At 73.8% G+C, this 16,058-nt stretch carries 18 protein-coding genes; 11 read left to right on the top strand and 7 right to left on the bottom strand.

Translation table 11 applies throughout. The features are described 5' to 3' along the window. Positions 1–51 precede the first annotated feature (51 nt). Positions 52–1,092, top strand: coding sequence for an alpha/beta hydrolase (locus BJY14_RS43430; RefSeq protein WP_246396333.1), 1,041 nt, complete (start codon positions 52–54; stop codon positions 1,090–1,092). A gap of 100 nt (positions 1,093–1,192) precedes the next feature. On the opposite strand, the gene BJY14_RS43425 is transcribed toward BJY14_RS43430, so the two are convergent. The 3 genes from BJY14_RS43425 to BJY14_RS43415 all read right to left on the bottom strand — a co-directional run bounded on the left by BJY14_RS43425 (position 1,193) and on the right by BJY14_RS43415 (position 5,092). Further along, entirely contained in the window at positions 1,193–3,031 is a 1,839-nt protein-coding gene (locus BJY14_RS43425; RefSeq protein ID WP_179848929.1) for a glycoside hydrolase family 3 protein, read from the bottom strand. A gap of 131 nt (positions 3,032–3,162) precedes the next feature. Then, entirely contained in the window at positions 3,163–4,377 is a 1,215-nt protein-coding gene (locus BJY14_RS43420) for an AI-2E family transporter (protein WP_246396331.1), read from the bottom strand. 121 nt (positions 4,378–4,498) lie between these two features. Further along, complete coding sequence (locus tag BJY14_RS43415; protein WP_179848928.1) at positions 4,499–5,092, bottom strand: TetR/AcrR family transcriptional regulator; 594 nt, start codon at positions 5,090–5,092, stop codon at positions 4,499–4,501. A 114-nt stretch (positions 5,093–5,206) separates the two neighbouring features. On the opposite strand from BJY14_RS43415, the gene BJY14_RS43410 reads away from it, so the two are divergent. Continuing rightward, positions 5,207–6,028: an SDR family NAD(P)-dependent oxidoreductase gene (locus tag BJY14_RS43410; RefSeq protein WP_179848927.1), complete on the top strand. Its 822-nt coding sequence runs from the start codon at positions 5,207–5,209 to the stop codon at positions 6,026–6,028. A 42-nt stretch (positions 6,029–6,070) separates the two neighbouring features. Then, entirely contained in the window at positions 6,071–7,705 is a 1,635-nt protein-coding gene (gene abc-f, locus BJY14_RS43405; protein ID WP_179850001.1) for a ribosomal protection-like ABC-F family protein, read from the top strand. On the opposite strand, the gene BJY14_RS43400 is transcribed toward abc-f, so the two are convergent. Continuing rightward, positions 7,691–8,254, bottom strand: coding sequence for a TetR/AcrR family transcriptional regulator (locus BJY14_RS43400; RefSeq protein WP_179848926.1), 564 nt, complete (start codon positions 8,252–8,254; stop codon positions 7,691–7,693). The two genes, abc-f and BJY14_RS43400, sit on opposite strands and share 15 nt — an antisense overlap. A gap of 93 nt (positions 8,255–8,347) precedes the next feature. On the opposite strand from BJY14_RS43400, the gene BJY14_RS43395 reads away from it, so the two are divergent. Continuing rightward, on the top strand, positions 8,348–8,755 hold the full coding sequence (locus BJY14_RS43395) for a nuclear transport factor 2 family protein (RefSeq protein ID WP_179848925.1): 408 nt from the start codon (positions 8,348–8,350) through the stop codon (positions 8,753–8,755). 183 nt (positions 8,756–8,938) lie between these two features. Then, the gene (locus tag BJY14_RS43390; RefSeq protein WP_312879752.1) at positions 8,939–9,433 is read left to right on the top strand and encodes a DinB family protein; all 495 of its coding nucleotides are present in this window, start codon (positions 8,939–8,941) and stop codon (positions 9,431–9,433) included. A gap of 16 nt (positions 9,434–9,449) precedes the next feature. On the opposite strand, the gene BJY14_RS43385 is transcribed toward BJY14_RS43390, so the two are convergent. Next, positions 9,450–10,364 carry a phosphotransferase gene (locus BJY14_RS43385; protein WP_179848924.1) on the bottom strand — a complete coding sequence of 305 codons (915 nt, stop codon included), beginning with the start codon at positions 10,362–10,364 and terminating at the stop codon, positions 9,450–9,452. A 79-nt stretch (positions 10,365–10,443) separates the two neighbouring features. On the opposite strand from BJY14_RS43385, the gene BJY14_RS43380 reads away from it, so the two are divergent. The 5 genes from BJY14_RS43380 to BJY14_RS43360 all read left to right on the top strand — a co-directional run bounded on the left by BJY14_RS43380 (position 10,444) and on the right by BJY14_RS43360 (position 14,481). Beyond that, positions 10,444–11,034: a TetR/AcrR family transcriptional regulator gene (locus BJY14_RS43380; protein ID WP_218905857.1), complete on the top strand. Its 591-nt coding sequence runs from the start codon at positions 10,444–10,446 to the stop codon at positions 11,032–11,034. Between the two features lie 16 nt (positions 11,035–11,050). Continuing rightward, a complete protein-coding gene (locus BJY14_RS43375) occupies positions 11,051–12,088 on the top strand; it encodes an NADP-dependent oxidoreductase (protein ID WP_179848922.1) in 1,038 nt (345 codons plus the stop codon). Further along, positions 12,089–12,601 (top strand): DinB family protein, encoded by a 513-nt coding sequence (locus BJY14_RS43370; RefSeq protein ID WP_179848921.1) that lies wholly within the window; start codon positions 12,089–12,091, stop codon positions 12,599–12,601. Between the two features lie 324 nt (positions 12,602–12,925). After that, positions 12,926–13,249: a YciI family protein gene (locus BJY14_RS43365; RefSeq protein WP_179848920.1), complete on the top strand. Its 324-nt coding sequence runs from the start codon at positions 12,926–12,928 to the stop codon at positions 13,247–13,249. After that, complete coding sequence (locus BJY14_RS43360; RefSeq protein ID WP_179848919.1) at positions 13,246–14,481, top strand: RNA polymerase sigma factor; 1,236 nt, start codon at positions 13,246–13,248, stop codon at positions 14,479–14,481. Before BJY14_RS43365 ends, BJY14_RS43360 begins: the two co-directional genes overlap by 4 nt. Before the next feature lie 106 nt (positions 14,482–14,587). Here BJY14_RS43360 and BJY14_RS43355 read toward each other — a convergent pair whose 3' ends face one another. Next, positions 14,588–14,773, bottom strand: coding sequence for a hypothetical protein (locus BJY14_RS43355; protein ID WP_179848918.1), 186 nt, complete (start codon positions 14,771–14,773; stop codon positions 14,588–14,590). A gap of 69 nt (positions 14,774–14,842) precedes the next feature. Between BJY14_RS43355 and BJY14_RS43350 the strand changes: the two genes are divergently transcribed. After that, entirely contained in the window at positions 14,843–15,694 is an 852-nt protein-coding gene (locus BJY14_RS43350) for an ABC transporter permease (protein ID WP_376770033.1), read from the top strand. 25 nt (positions 15,695–15,719) lie between these two features. Here the strand turns inward: BJY14_RS43350 and BJY14_RS43345 are convergent, their stop codons facing one another. Next, positions 15,720–15,959, bottom strand: coding sequence for a hypothetical protein (locus tag BJY14_RS43345; protein ID WP_179848916.1), 240 nt, complete (start codon positions 15,957–15,959; stop codon positions 15,720–15,722). Between the last annotated feature and the right edge of the window lie 99 nt (positions 15,960–16,058).

Below are 16,058 nucleotides of genomic sequence, written 5' to 3'. Positions count from 1 at the left end.
CTGCGGAAGTCGCGCGGCCGCGGGGGTCGGGCCTGATCCGCGAGGTGAGCCTTGCACACGACACCGACCGGCCGCCGCCGCCCGCACCGGGTGACCTGGCGGCGCTCGCTGGCCTCCGGGGCGATCACCGTCGTGCTGGCGGCCGGTCTCGGAGCGGTCGGCGCCGGTCCCGCGCAGGCGCTCGCGGGACCGGTCCGGGCGGACGACGGGGCGCGCATCACCGCGGAGAAGAAGATCGCCTCCCGCGAGGTCGACGTCGCCATCGACTCCCCCGCCCTGGGCCGGGCGGTCAAGACCCGCATCCTGCTGCCGAAGAACTGGACGCGGAACGCGACGGCGACGTGGCCGGTGCTGTACGCCTACCACGGCGGCCAGGACGACTACACCTCCTGGACGCGCAACACCGACATCGAGGCGTGGGCGGCCAAGTACAACGTCATCGTCGTCATGCCGGAGGGCGACAACGGCTCGTACACCGACTGGTACAACTACGGCAAGGGCGGGACGCCCAGGTGGGAGACCTTCCACACCGCCGAGGTGCGCCAGCTGATGGAGCGCAACTACCACGCGGGCGCGCTGCGCGCGGTGATCGGCAACTCCTCCGGCGGCGCCGGCGCGATGTCCTACGCGGCCCGGCACCCGGGGATGTTCAAGTACGCGGCGTCGCTGAGCGGCATCCTGTCGATGCGCTCGATCGGAATGCCGGCGCTGCTGATGTTCACCAACGCGGGCAACGGCCAGGACCCGTTCGCGATCTGGGGCGTCCCGTGGTCGGACGACGCCAACTGGGCGGCGCACGACCCGTACTCGCTGGCGCCCAAGCTGCGCGGCACCGGCCTGTTCTTCTCCGCCGGCACGACCGGGCGTCCCGGCCCCGGCGACCCCGACGTGGCGCCGTGGGACATCGGCCTGCTCAGCGAGATCGCGGTCGGCGCGAACAACAGGGACTTCCAGAAGCGGCTGAACGAGCTGAACATCCCCTACACCGCCCACATCTACGGCGACGGCCGGCACAACTGGCCGGCGTGGGTGCGTGAGGCGGGCGCGGTGTGGCCGACGCTGATGAAGTCGATCGGCGCGCGGAAGGTGTGACGCGCCCGCGCGTCCCCCGGTGCGAACCCGGCCCGGTTCCGGTGCGGCTGCGGCTGCCGTCCCGGAGCCGGGCCGCCGCGCGTGCGGCCCGGCCGGGGGCTCAGTAGCCCAGGCCGTGCCCGAACGGGTAGAGGACGGTGCCCGGCTGGTCGCGGGCGGGAATGGCGACGGGCAGCCGCCCGCTCGGGTCCAGCTCGCCGAACAGCACCTTGGCGGCCGACCGGAGCGCCTCGGCGGTGTAGGAGTAGGTCGCCAGGTAGGTGGTCGTCTCGGGGAACCAGGCGATGTCGTAGGGGTCGCGGACGGCGACGACGACGACCGGTTTCCCGGTGGCGACGAGCGCCTTGACGAGGTCCGCCTGCCCGGGCCCGTTGTGGCCCGGCTCCTGCTTGACGTCCCAGGCGCGGTTGGTGACGGCGACGACCAGGTCCTGGTCCCGCGCGGCGGCGACGGCCTCGTCGATCTGGGGCTGGCCGGGGCTGAGGCCGGTCTGCCGGATGGTGGCGGTGGCGCCGCGGCGGGCGATCTCGGTGCCGAGGGTCGCGGTGGTGGACACGCCCCATCCGGTGACCAGGGCCTTGCGGGCGCCGGGGCGCAGGGGCAGGATCCCGGCGCCGTTCTTGACCAGGGTGGTGGTGCGGTCGGTGGCGCGCTGCGCGACGGCCAGGTGCTCGGGGGTCCCGACGACCTGGCCGATCTTCGACTCGTCGGCGTAGGGGTCGCGGAACAGCCCGCGGCGCTGCTTCAGCTCCAGGATCCGGTAGACCGACTCGTCGATGCGCTTCTCGGTCAGCTCCCCGGACCTGACGGCGTTGACGACGGCGGCGAGCTGGCGGGGGAACACGCCGTCGCCCTGGGCGTCGGCGGGCGGCTTCAGCAGGACGTCCACGCCGGCCTTGAGGGCCAGGACGGGAATGTTCTCGTCACCGTACTTGTCGCGGACGCCCTGCATGTCGAGGGCGTCGGTGACGACGACGCCCCGGTAGTGGAGGCGGTCGCGCAGGATGCCGGTGAGGATGGGCCGCGAGAGGGTGGCGGGGTCGCCGGAGGGGTCCAGCGACGGCACGACGATGTGCGCGGTCATGATGGAGTCGACGCGCTGCTTGATCGCGGCGCGGAACGGGGGCAGGTCGAGCCTCTCCCATTCGGCGCGGGTGTGGTCGATCTGCGGGACGCCGGTGTGGCTGTCGGTGGTGGTGTCGCCGTGCCCGGGGAAGTGCTTGACGGTCGGGGTGACGCCCCCGGCCCGGTAGCCGCCGATCTGCGCGGTCACCATGTCCGACACCAGGGCGGAGTCGGAGCCGAAGGAGCGGACGCCGATGACGGGGTTGGCCGGGTTGACGTTGACGTCGGCGTCGGGCGCGTAGTCCTGGTTGACGCCGACGGCGCGCAGTTCGCCGCCGGTAATGCGGGCGAGCGCCCGGGCGTCGCCGGTGCGGCGCCCGGCGGCCAGGGCCATGCTGCCGGGCGACTGCGTCGCGGGCGGCTGGACGCGGGCGACGATGCCGCCCTCCTGGTCGATGGCGATCGTGGCGGGGACGCGCAGGGGCTGCGCCGCGGCGGCGCGCTGGATGCCGTTGGAGAACGCGGCGAGCTGCCGCGGGTCGGTGACGTTGTCGCCGTAGTAGATGAAGCCGCCGGGGTGGTAGCGGGCGACGACCTGCGCGGCGTTGTCGACCCCGTACAGCTTGCGGTTCGCGGCGACGTCGGCCGGTTCGGCGGTGGTGGCGCTCTTGCCGTAGACCTGCAGGACGAACAGCTGCGCGGCCTTGTCCTGGAGCGACATCGACCGCAGGATCCGCATCAGCCGCGGATCCTTGCCGGCGTGCGGCGCGGCCTGCGCGGCGGACGCGTCCACGCCGCCGAGGCCGGTCACCGCGAGCGCCCCGGCCGCGAGGCCGGCGAGCCACCTGCGGCGGCGCGTGCGGGGACGGTACATGACGGCTCCCTCCCGCCCCCGAGCTGGCTGATGATCAAGGTTCCTCCCGGCACGGTAGCCGCGGGGGGCGGCTCCCGTCCACGGCAATGCTCGACGATCCGTCCCGGAACCGCCCCCGATCCGGTAAAGGGTCAGCGGCGCAGCCACCGCCACCACCGACCGGGGGGCGCGTCCGGCTTGGTCAGGGGATGCTCCTCCACCTCGTAGCGTCGCACGTAGGCGCTGACGAACGCCTGGAGGCTGGCGCCGAGCGGGATCGCCAGCAGGATCCCGATGGGCCCGGCGACGGCGGCGCCGGCGAGGATGAGCCCGAACGCGACCGCCGGGTGCATGTCCAGGGTGCGGGCGGTGATGCGGGGCTGCAGCAGGTAGTTCTCGAACTGCTGGTAGGCGATGATGAACAGCAGGATCCACAGCGCGGTGCTCGGCGACTTGGTCAGCGCGATGAGCACCGGCACGGCGCCGGCCAGATAGGTGCCGACGGCGGGGATGAACTGCGAGACCACGCCCACCCACAGCGCCAGGGCCGCCGCGTACGGGACGCCGAGCCCGGCCATGGCGGCGTAGTGGGCGATGCCGGAGATGAGGGCGAGCAGTCCCCGGGAGTAGATGTAGCCGCCGGTCTTGTCGACGGCGATCTCCCAGGCGCGCAGGACCTCGCGCTGGCGGCGCGGCGGCAGCACGGAGCACACCGTCCGGCGGAACCGGGGGCCCTCGGCGGACAGGTAGAAGGTGAACAGCAGGACGCCGAGGGCGTTGAAGATGACGCCGAAGGCGGTGGTGCCGAATCCCCACACGTTCGCGGCGAGGCCCGACAGGTGCCGTGAGAGCGCGTCGGTGACGGTGGGGAGCCGCTGGAAGACGGTCCGCTGCGACAGGTGCGTCCCGAAGGTGGAGTTCACCCATCCGACGAACCGGCGGACGTAGCCGGGGAATCCGGTGATCAGGTTGTTGGCCTGGGCGGCCAGCAGCGACCCGATGCCGCCGAGGAACCCGGCCATCAGCAGCGCCACGACCACGAACATCGCCGCGGTCGCCACGCCGCGGCGCCAGCCGCGCGCGGCGAGCCAGTTCACCGCCGGTTCGATCGCGAAGGCCAGGAACAGCGAGATCAGCAGGAGCAGCAGCAGTTCGCGCAGCCGCTCCAGCAGCCACAGCCCTGCCAGGAACGCCAGCACGCTCCCGCCGGCGAGCGCGAACGCCTTGGGCAGCCACGGCGGCATCTGGTGCGACCGCTCGGCGTCCTGCCCGGCGGCCTGCTCGGCGGCGGGGGCGGCGCCGGCCGGTTCACGGGCGGGCGTGGCGCCGGGCTCGTCGCCGGGCGGCTCGCCGGGCGTCTGGGGCATTCCTGCACGTTAACGGCGTCCGGGCGGGCATTCCGGACGTCCCGCACCGCGGCATGGGCAAGTTTTGCCGGGATTTCAGCCCCGCCGGCCCTGCCGGGGGTGGGGGTTCTCGTCGCGCGGTTCAGGGGGCGAACGCGCGGAGGGTGACGTCCACGAGCGCGTCGGCGTACGCGGGGGTGAGCGGCCCCGAGCGGTGCAGCCAGCGCTGGAAGAGCGGGGCGTACAGCACTTCGAGCACGAGGTCGAGGTCGGCGTCCGCGCGCAGCTGGCCCGCCTGCTGGGCGCTGCGCAGCCGGTCCTTCTTCGCCCGGTCGAGAGGGTCGGCCAGCTTCTCGCGGTACAGGGCGGCCAGGTCGGGATCGTCGATGATCTGCGTGTTGAGCGCCCTGAGGGGCGCCTCGAACGCCGGGTCGGCGAACTCGGCGGCCGTCGCCCGCATGACGGTCCTGAGGTCGGCCGCGATGTCGCCGGTGTCGGGCAGCCGGACGCCCTCCTCCCCCTCGCTGAGCGCAAGGAACGCGTCGAAGACCACCGCGCCCTTGGAGGGCCACCAGCGGTAGATGGTCTGCTTGCCGACGCCCGCGCGCGCCGCGATGGCCTCGATCGTGACCTTGGCGTACCCGAGCTCGGAGACCACCTCGCGCGCGGCGGTGAGGACGGCCTGCCGGGATCGCTCGCTGCGCCGCGCGGGGTCGGGCTTTCTGGTGCTGGACACGCCGGGAGTGTACCGCAAACGAGACGAGACGGTCCGTCTTGACAGGAGGGTGGCACGGCCGCATACTCCTTCAGCGAGACGAACCGTCTCGTCTCCAGGAAGCGAGGAGCGTGGATGACGACCGCCCGCGTATGGTTCATCACCGGCGCGTCGAGGGGCCTGGGCAGGGCCTTCGCCGAGGCGGCGCTCGCCGCCGGCGACCGCGTCGTGGCGGCCGCGCGCGACCTGACCCCGCTCGACGGCCTGGCCGCCGACCACCCGGACCGCCTCGCGCGGCTGACGCTGGACGTCCGCGACCGCGCCGCCGTCCGGACGGTGGTCGACCGGGCGGCGGCCCGGTTCGGGCGGCTGGACGTCGTGGTCAACAACGCCGGCGCCATGCTGCTCGGCATGGTGGAGGAGGCGACCGAGGAGCAGATCCGCGCCCAGTTCGACGTCAACTTCTTCGGCGCGGTCTGGGTGGCCCAGGCCGCCGTGCCGCACCTGCGCAGGCAGGGCTCCGGCCACATCCTGCAGGTCACCACGATGGGGACCGGCGGCGGCGTCGCCTCCGCCGGGTTCTACGCGGCGAGCAAGAGCGCGCTCGACTCGCTCAGCCAGGCGCTGGCGATGGAGGTGGCGCCGTTCGGGATCAAGGTGACGATCGTGCAGCCCGGCGGGTACGGCACGGACCTGTTCACGCGCGGCACCACCGCGACCTCGCCGCTCCCGGAGTACGAGCCGCTGCGCGTCCGGATGGCCGAGATGTGGGGCGAGGACGCCGGTCCCGATCCGGGCACCGCCGCCCCGGTGGTCATGGAGCTCGCCGCTCTGGAGGAACCGCCGCTGCGGCTGATCGTCGGCGCCGCCTCCTACGACATGGTCCAGCAGATGGACCGGGCGCGCACCGAGGAGTACCGAGCCTGGGAGCACCTCAGCCGCAAGGCCCCGGGCTGACCCGCGACACCCGTCCAAACCTGACGAAAAGGAGGTGGCGCTCTGCGCGCCCCTGCCCAACTGGCACTCGACCAGATCACCAAGCGCTACGGGACCCGCACCGTCCTGGACCGTGTCTCGCTCAGCGTCAAGCCCGGCGAGCGCCTCGGAGTGATCGGCGACAACGGGTCCGGCAAGTCCACGCTGCTCAGGCTCATGGCGGGCGCCGAGCGTCCCGACAACGGCGAGGTCGTGGCCGTCGCGCCCGGCGGCGTCGGGTACCTGCCGCAGTCGCTCGCGCTGCCGCCGGACGCCACCGTCGCCGATGCCGTCGACCTCGCGCTGGCCGACCTGCGCGACCTCGAAGCCCGGATGCGGGCCGCCGAACGCTCGCTCGGCGCCACCGGCGGGCGGGAGCGCCCGGACCTGGACGCCTACGCGGAACTGGTGGCGGAGTTCGAGGCGCGGGGCGGCTACGAGGCCGACGTCCGGGTGGAGCTCGCGCTGCACGGGCTCGGCCTGCCCGGGCTCGACCGGGGCCGCCCGCTGGGCACGCTCTCGGGCGGCGAGCGCTCCAGGCTCGCCCTGGCCGCCACACTGGCGTCCTCCCCCGAGCTGCTGCTGCTCGACGAGCCGACCAACGACCTGGACGACCAGTCCACGGCGTGGCTCGAACGGCGCCTGCGCGCCCACCGGGGCACGGTCGTGGCGATCACGCACGACCGGACGTTCCTGGAGCGGGTGACCACCGCCGTCGTCGAGGTGGACGGCGGGCAGGTGCGCCGCTACGGCGACGGGTACGCCGGATACCTCGCCGCCAAGGCCGCCGACCGCGCCGCGCAGGCGCGGGCGCACGAGGAGTGGAGGACCGAGCTGGACCGGCACGCCGCGCTGGTGGACGCCAACGCGGGCCGCCTCGCCGCGATCCCGCGCAAGACGGTCAAGGCGGGCATGGGCACCGGCGCCTGGCGGGCGCGCTCGCGCACCCACGGGGCCGCCGGGCGCATCCGGCAGTCCCGGCAGCGGCTGCGGTGGCTGGTCGACCACCCCGCGCCGCCGCCTCCCGAGCCGCTGCGCTTCACCGCCGTCCCGGCCGCCGCGGGCGCCGCCGGTGACGAGGTGGCCGCGCTCGCAGGCGTGGTGGTGCCGGGACGGCTCCGCGTGGAGTCCCTGACCGTCCGCGCCGGTGAGCGGCTCCTCGTCACCGGCCCGAACGGAGCGGGCAAGACCACCCTGATGCGCGTCCTCGCCGGGGAGCTGCGCCCGGCGGAGGGCGAGGTGCGCCGCACCGGCCGGGTCGGGTTCCTCCGGCAGGACGGGCCGGCCGGCGCAGGGCACCGGACCGTCCTGCAGACCTACGCGCACGGCCGTCCGGGCAGTCCCGACGAGCACGCGGACGCCCTGCTCGCCCTGGGCCTGTTCCGCCCCTGCGACCTGGAGCTGCGCCTCGCGGAGCTGTCCCACGGGCAGCGGCGCCGGGTCGAGCTGGCGCGGCTGGTGAGCGAGCCCCGGGACCTGCTCCTGCTCGACGAGCCGACCAACCACCTGTCGCCGATGCTCACCGAGCAGCTGGAAGAGGCGCTGGCCTCCTACCAGGGTGCGCTGGTGGTGGTCACGCACGACCGGCGCCTGCGCGCCGCCTTCACCGGCACCCACCTCGAACTGGCCGAGGGCCGCCCGCTCTCACCGGCCGGTTAGGCCGTCCCGGGCGATCGCGAGGAGGCGGCGGACCCGGTCCGGGTCGGTGCTGGAGGTGGCGATGGCGTGGGCCAGGGTCAGCACCTCGGCCACGGTGAGATCTCCCCGGGCGGCGCCCTCCCGCTGCGCTCTGGCGAGGAGCCTCTCGGCGGCGCGGGTCAGGGCGGCGTGCCAGCGCGCGAACTGCTCGGTGCGCCGCGCGCCGTCGCCGTCCGCGCCGGCGAAGGCCGGGGCGCGCCCGGTCGCGACCTGGACGGCGAAGGACTCCAGCCAGGCGTGGAGCGCCTCACCCGCGTCGGCCTCGGCCAGGAGGGCGGCGCCCCGCTCGCACAGGGCCGCGACCTCGTCGGCATAGACGGCGGCGAGCAGGTCGTCGCGGGTCGGGTAGTGCCGGTAGAGGGTCGCGTTGCCGACGCCCGCGCGCTTGGCGATCTCGTCCAGGGGCGCGCCGGGGCCCCGCTCGTCGAACACATCCCGGGCGGCCGCGACGAGCAGGCGCGCGTTGCGCTCGGCATCGGCGCGGCGCGCCCGGCCGGGGACGGCGGTCATCGCGGCTCCCTGGTTGTCGAGCGGGGACGTCCCCGGTTAGCCTAGCCGGGGCCACTAAACGGGGACTTCCCCACTTATCGGCGAGGAGGGGCGATGGCGTTCACCGCCGACGATCGCACGGAGATCACCGAGCTGATCTCCCTGCACGGCCACCTGTGCGACAGCGGGGACCTGGACCGGCTGGGCGAGCTGTTCACCCCCGACGTCGTCTACGACGTCTCCGACTTCGGGGGCGGGCCCCTTCTCGGCGTGGCGGCCTGCGCCGAGGCCGCGCGGGCGCTGGGCGACCTCAACCCCGTCGGGCATCACGTCACCAACATCGTCCTCACCGAGACCGCCGGCGACCGGGTGCGCGCGTGCTCCAAAGGGCTCGGCGTCAACGCCGACGGCACCGTCGGCAGCGTGACCTACGAGGACACCGTCGTCCGCACCCCGCGCGGCTGGCGGATCAGCCACCGGACGGTCCGCGCGCACCGCACTCCCCTGGGCGGACGCGTGTGAGGCTCCGGCGGGCCCGGGACCTGGCGGGCGACGATCGCGCCGGTGAACGCCGCCATCGGGCCCGCTGTTTGCCGGAACGGCAAGATTTCGTGCCGGGTCGCGGCGCGGATGCCGAGACTGGCCGCAGCCCCGCACCACGGGCCCGCCGGCCGGCGGGCCCGTCCCGCGCAGAAGGAGATCACTGTGCCCAGCAGCACGCGCCGCGCCCGGCGGCGGGACACGCCGCCGCCCCGGACCGGGGGCACCGAGGCCGAGACCCTGCGCGGGTTCCTCGACTATCTGCGAGCCTCGGTCGCCGCGAAGGTCGAGGGCGCGCCCGAACCGCAGGTGCGGACGGCCGGGGTGCCGTCGGGCACGAACCTGCTCGGCCTGCTCAACCACCTGACCTTCGTCGAACGCTCGATGTTCCTCGGGGAGGAGGTCGCCGACTGGCAGGCGACGTTCCAGGCGGCGGCCTCGGACGGCGTGGACGAGGTCGTGGCCCGCTACCGGGACGCGGTCGAGCGCGCCGACGAGGTCCTCGACCGGTGCGCCGACCTCGGCGCACCCCTCCCCCGGCCGGGGCGCCCCTCCCCCAGCGTCCGCTGGGCCCTGACCCACATGATCGAGGAGACCGGCCGCCACGCGGGCCACGCCGACATCCTCCGGGAGCAGATCGACGGCGCGACCGGCCGCTGACGCCCGGCCGGTCCGGTCAGCGCGCGGTGGCGAGGAGGCGGCGCAGCGCGGCATGGCCGGGCGGGCCCCAGGTGGGCTTGCCGCCGGGCCGGCCGCGGACGCCGGCGTCCCCGATGAGGATGCAGGCCAGGGCGCGGCCCACGGCCCATCCGCGGGCGCGGCGCAGCGTGGCGGCGTCCGGGGCCGGCTGGTAGGCGGCGTGGAAGCGGTCGACCGCGCCGTCCGGCAGGAGGATCCAGGCGGAGGCGAGGTCGAACGCCGGGTCGCCCGCGAAGAGGTCACCGAAGTCGACCACGCCGCTGACGGTGCCGTCGGTGGTGAGGACGTTGGCCGGGTGCAGGTCGCCGTGGAGCCAGAGTGCCGGGCCGTCCCAGCCGGGCGCGGCGGCGGCGTCCTCCCAGACCGCGCGGACGGCGCCGGGGTCGGGGACGAGCCCGAGGCCGGCGGCCGAGTCGAGCTGCTCGATCACCCACTCGGAGTGGCCGGCCAGGGGCCCTCCGCGGCCCCGGCCGGCGGGCGCGTGCTCGGGGGCGGGCCGGTGGAGCGCCGTCAGGAAGGCGGCCAGGGCGTCGGCCGCCTCTGCGGCGCGGGCGGCGGGGGCGCGGTCGGCGGGCGTGCCCGGCACCCACGTGGTGACGATCCAGGGTCGCGGGAACCGCGGGGAGGGCTCGCCGAGACGTTGCGGGACGGGGACTGGCAGCGGCAGGTGAGGGGCGAGGGCGGGCAGCCAGGTGTGCTCCTTGCGGAGCAGCTCGTCCGCGGACTGCGTCGCCCAGGGCAGCCGGACGGCCAGGTCGTCGCCGACGCGCCACAGCTGGTTGTCCCAGCCGCGCGCGCCGAGCCGCACCGGCTGGTCGGCCAGATCGGGGTGCTGGTCGCGCAGCAGGTCCCGCACGAGCTCAGCGGTGATCTCGATCTCGGCATGCGTCATGCGAAACCACGGTAGCCCTTGGGCCGGGCGATTTTTACATACGACGATGTATGCGGATACGAGGTTGTATCTTGTCGTCATGGCACGGGAGACGCGCGTCGAACGCCGGCAGCGCACGCGTGAGGAACTGGTGGCGTCGGCGACGCGGCTGTTCGCCGAGCAGGGTGTCGCCGCGACCTCGGTCGAGGCGATCGCCGAGTCGGCCGGGTACAGCCGCGGCGCCTACCACAGCAACTTCGAGACCAGGGAGGAGATCCTCGACGCCGTCGTCGCTCGCGTGGTCGGGAGTCTCGGCCCGGAGCTGGTCGCCGTGCTGCGCGGTCAGGGCGGCGTCCTGGAGCGGCTCGCGGCCTATGTCCGCGGCTTCCTCCAGTACTGCGCGCGGCGGCCGGTGGAGACGCGCGCCCTGGTCGCGGTCATCTCGCACCGCGCCGCGGCGGCCGACGTCTACGACGAGCTCGTGGCGGCGTCGCTCGCCGACGTCGTCGCGCTGCTGGAAGAGGGGCAGCGCACCGGCGAGCTGCGCCGCTTCGACCTCGTGATGATGGCCTCGATGCTGCGCCGCACCCTCGACGCCGAGGGGCTGCGGGTCGCCCGCGGCGCTCCCGTGGATGCCGTCGGCGACGAGCTGATCGCCACTTTCGTCCGAGCGACACGCTCGGCCCCCTGATCGAGAGGCTGAAGTCATGCCCGTGCGGACCTTCCGCGAGATGGTGCTCCGTGAACGTCCGACCGGTGGGATCACCCCGGGCACGTTCGCTGAGCGGCGCAGCCCCATGCCGGTCCTGGACGAGGGCGAGGCCCTGGTCGAGGTCGTCTGGCTGGGCATCGACGCCACTCAGCGCACGTGGCTCAACCCTGACGCCACCTATATCGCACCGGTCGAGATCGGTGAGGTGATGCGCGGCAGCGGTGTCGGGCGTGTGGTGGCGTCCCGGAACCCGGCGCTGCCGGAGGGACAGTGGGTCTACGGCGTCCTGGGCTGGCGGGAGTACGTCGTGGCGCGCGAGGGCGGCCTGTTCGGGGTCAACCCGGTGCCGGAGGGCATCGATCCGCGTCACATGCTCACCGTCTTCGGCGTGAGCGGGCTGACGGCGTTCGTCGGCATGTCCGCCGTCCTGGACATCACCGACGCGGACACGGTGCTGGTCACGGGCGCGGCGGGCAGTGTCGGTTCCTTGGCCGGGCAGATCGCGCGGCTTCTGGGCGCCCGGGTGATCGGCACTGCCGGTTCGGCCGAGAAGGCCGCCTGGGTGAGGGACGTGGCGAAGTTCGACGCCTGCGTGGACTACCGCGCCGACAGCGTCCCGGACGCGTTGCGCGACTTCGCGCCCGACGGGCTCACCGCCGTCTTCGACAATGTGGGCGGTGTGCTGCTGGAGAACGCGCTCGACCGGCTCGCTCTTCACGCGCGCATCGCACTGTGCGGGTCGATCTCGTCCGGCTACACGGCCGCGGGATACGGCGCGGGCCCCGCCAACTACATGCAGCTCGCGTTCCGCCGAGCGCGCATGGAGGGTTTCGTGTTCCTCGACCATCAGGCGCTGTTCCCCCAGGCGTTGTCGCGTCTCGTCGGCTGGGTGGGGGCGGGCGAGCTGCGCTGGGCCGAGGACGTCGTCGACGGCCTTCCCAACGCCCCCGCCGCGCTGCAGCGCCTGTTCGACGGCGCCAACCTGGGCAAGCAGCTGGTCAGGGTGAACGCGGACGAAACGAAGGTGGACTGAATGACCGACGTCAAGCAGGTGCTCCAACAGCAGCTCGCCACCACCTGGGCGTTGTTCGACTACCACGTGCAGCGGTGGCATGACGACGACCTGTTCTGGGAGCCGGCGCCGTCGCACTGGACCATGCACCAGGTCGAGGGCGGTTGGGCCCCCGACTTCGCCGATGTGGAGCCCACTCCCGTCCCGGCTCCGACGATCGCCTGGCTGACCTGGCACATCGGCTGGTGGTGGTCCACGGCACTCGCCCATCTGAAGCAGACCGACGTCCCCGCACGCGAGGACATCGCCTGGCCGGGCACGTGCGCCTCGATCACCGAATGGCTGGGAGAGATCCACGAGGCATGGCGGACGGCGCTGTCGGCCACCGACCGCCTCGACGACCCGTCGGCGTTCCCCTGGCCCGAAGAGGCGGGCCGCACCGTCGCCGACATGTGCGCGTGGGTGAACGTCGAGCTCACGAAGAACGCCGCCGAGATCGGTCAGCTACTGATCCTTCGCCGCGCACGGCACTGACCGGCGCACCGTTCACTACGGAGCCGCCGCGTCGCCGGGCCGCCGTCCCGGAAATCTCTTCGAAGAATTCCGGGACGCGGTGTCGGATCGGGGCGGTGGTGTTCGTGGAAGGGGTGAGGCCGCCCGCGAGGGGCGGCGCCGAGGCGAAGGAAACGCGATCATGAAGCTGACGACCATGACTCAGGTCACCGTCGACGGGGTGGTGCACCTGATCACCGTTCCGGTGGTCGTCGGGCAGGGCGCGCGGCTGTTCCCCGACGCAACGGCTTGAAGTCCCCCACCACCGGACCGCGACGGCGCGGCACCACAGGAGATGATTCTCAGATGCGTTATCTGGTTTCCGTGATCGACGACAAGGACGACCCCGGCAGCACGGACAGGCAGCCTGCGATCAGCCGGTTCAACGAACAGCTGATCGCCGATGGGTACTGGGTGTTCGCGGGCGGGCTCGCGGACACCGACGCGGCCACGGTCGTCGACAACCGGGGCGAGCAGGCGGTGTTCAGCGACGGGCCTTTCGTGGAGTCGAAGGAGTATCTCGCCGGCGTCTGGGTGTGGGAGGCCCCCGATCTGGACGTGGCGCTCAGGCTGGCCGCCGAGGCGTCGAGGGTCTGCGACCGGAAGATCGAGGTGCGGCCGTTCCAGTGAGCGACGTCCAGGAGGCGGTCACCCGGGTGCACCGCGAGGAGTGGGCGCGGGTGGTCGCCGCGCTGACCAGGCGCTTCGGTGACCTCGACATCGCCGAGGAGGCGGCCGCCGAGGCGTTCGCGACCGCCGTCGAGCGGTGGCCGGCCGACGGGGTGCCTCCCAACCCCGGCGGCTGGCTGACCACCACCGCCGCCCGCAAGGCCATCGACCGGATCCGGCGCGAGAGCAGGCGCGACGACAAGCACAAGGAGGCCGCGATGGTGTACGACGACGAGCCGCCCGAGCCCGTCGGCGCCATCGACGACGACCGGCTCCGGCTGATCTTCACCTGCTGCCATCCGGCGCTGGCGGCGCAGACCCGCGTGGCGCTGACGCTGCGCATGGTCGGCGGCCTGACCGTGCCCGAGATCGCCCGCGCGTTCCTGGTGGCCGACACCGCCCTGGAGCGGCGGATCACCCGCGCGAAGGCCAAGATCAAGGCGGCGCGCATCCCCTACAGGGTGCCGTCCGCCGAGGATCTCCCGGCGCGTGTCTCCGGCGTGCTCGCCGTCCTGTACCTGGTGTTCAACGAGGGCTACCTGGCGACCGGCCCCGGCACCGATCCGGTACGTCACGACCTGACCGCCGAGGCGATCCGGCTCACCCGCCTGCTCCGTACCCTGATGCCGGGCGACGGTGAGGTGGCCGGGCTGCTGGCGCTGATGCTGCTCACCGAGGCCCGCCGCACCGCCCGGGTCTCGGCCGGCGGCGAACTGGTCCCGCTCGCCGAGCAGGACCGCGGGGCCTGGGACGCGGCGCTGATCGCCGAGGGGCATCGGCTGGTGCGCGAGCGCCTCGCCGCTGCCGCCGCCGGGGCCGCTCCGGGCCGCTACCAGATCCTCGCCGCGATCAACGCCGTGCACACCTCCGCCCGCGACGTCCGCGACACCGACTGGTCGCAGATCCTCGCCCTCTACGACCAGCTCGTCCGCCGCGACCCCTCGCCGATCGTCGCCCTCAACCGGGCCGTCGCGGTCGCCGAGCTCGACGGCCCGCAGGTGGCGCTGGCGGCCGTCGACCGTCTCGAGGGCGAGCTGGCCGGCTACCACGCCTACCACGCCACCCGCGCCGACCTGCTGCGCCGGCTGCACCGCGGTCACGAGTCGCGCGCGGCCTACGACAGGGCCATCGAGCTGGCGGGCAACACCGCCGAGACCGCCTACCTGACGCGCCGCCGCGACCAGCTGCGGTAGCGCTCGCGGATCCCGGCGCCGGCGCGCTTCGGAGTCGCGGGGCAGGCGTGCGGCCTGACCCGGGGTTGCGGTGAAACGCCGACGCCGGGACGAGCGGACCGGACGCTCACGTGCGGAGCGGCCGCAGGTCGTGGCCGGCGCTGATGGTCGCCGCGGCGAGCAGGCCGAGCGCCACGGTCGCGGCGGTCGCGGCGGGTGAACCGGTGACGGAACCGGTCTTGATGCTCACCAGTACGTTCTGCAGTGACGCGCACGCGAGGCCCGTTGCGAGGAGGACGAGCGCGGCCCCCACGCAGGACACCGTAACGGCGCTCAGGGCGGGCTCTACGGCGCGTCCCCGTTCTCGGCCCTCAACCACACCATGGCGTGTCTGGAGTTCATGGCGAACCTGCTGATGCCCGTGGTGGTGGCGATGCTGGCGTGCGCGATCGGCTCCTCCGACCGCGACTGGGGGTTTCTGCGCTACCTCTACATCGCGCCGGTCAGCCGGTCGCGGCTTCTCCTCGGGAAACTCGGCGCGGTCCTCATCGCCACCGCCGCCACCACTTCCTGCGTTGTGGCGGCCGGGCTGGTCGCGGGCCTCGCGTGGTTCGGCCGGCACCCGTTCCACATCATCGGCTCGCCCGTGCTGAGCACCGGCGACGCGGCCGGCCGGCTGATCGCCGCCTGTGGGTACATCACGCTGTGCCTGCTGAGCATCGCCGCGATCGCGTTCGCCCTCGCGCTGCTGCTCCCGCGCGGAGCCAAGGCCGTCGGCGCCTCCATCGCCTTCGTGATCGCGGCCAACATCCTCGACGGCCAGTCCGCCCTGCATTCCATCGCCGTCCTGCTGCCGGTCCACTACTGGCAGGACTGGACGCGGCTGTTCGCGGCCAAGGAGCCGGCCCACCTCGGGACCGGATCCTGGCGCAGATCGCCGCCATCGCGGTGGCCACCGGGGCCGCCACCCTCGTCCTGCGGCGCCGCGATCCAGCAGCGTGATCGCGCGAGGCGGTGGGCTCGGCCGGTGCCCGCCCTGCCGGATGGTCACGGGACGCCCGCCCGGGAGCGGAGGGCCGCGAGGAGGTGGGCGACGTGCTCGTCGAGGACGGCCCGGTCGGGCGCCTCGATGAGCAGGGCGCCGTGGGGCGCGGAGGGCCAGGGCACCAGGGCCCACCAGCGGCCCGTGGCCCTGCCGTACCAGGTGATGACGCGAGGGCGGCGCGGTGCGTGACGAACGGTCCCGGGCCGGGGGCAGGTCATGGCGCGACCGACCGCAGGACGTGGACGATGCGGTCGGCCGCGCCGACGATGTCGTCGGCCGGTCCGGCTTCCTGGCCCCACGTCCACCAGAAGACGCGCCCGTCGCAGGTGATGGCGTCGGTGAGGCGGGACGCGTCAGGGTTGGTGACCGTGAGGGTCCCGGCGCGCAGGGCCGTCCGCCATCCGCGCGCGTCGAGTTCGGCGGCAAGCCACCGCAGTGCGTTCGTCGTCTCCATGGCCACGGAACGTAGTTAAATGGGCACGTTGTGCGTTCACTGTGGTGAACCGGGCCGTCCTTCACGGGTGCGAACCTGCGGCGAGGAGGTCGCCGCGTG

The sequence above is a fragment of the Actinomadura luteofluorescens genome (genome assembly GCF_013409365.1).
GTDB lineage: Bacteria > Actinomycetota > Actinomycetes > Streptosporangiales > Streptosporangiaceae > Spirillospora > Spirillospora luteofluorescens.
This window is presented reverse-complemented; position numbering and strand designations above follow the sequence as displayed.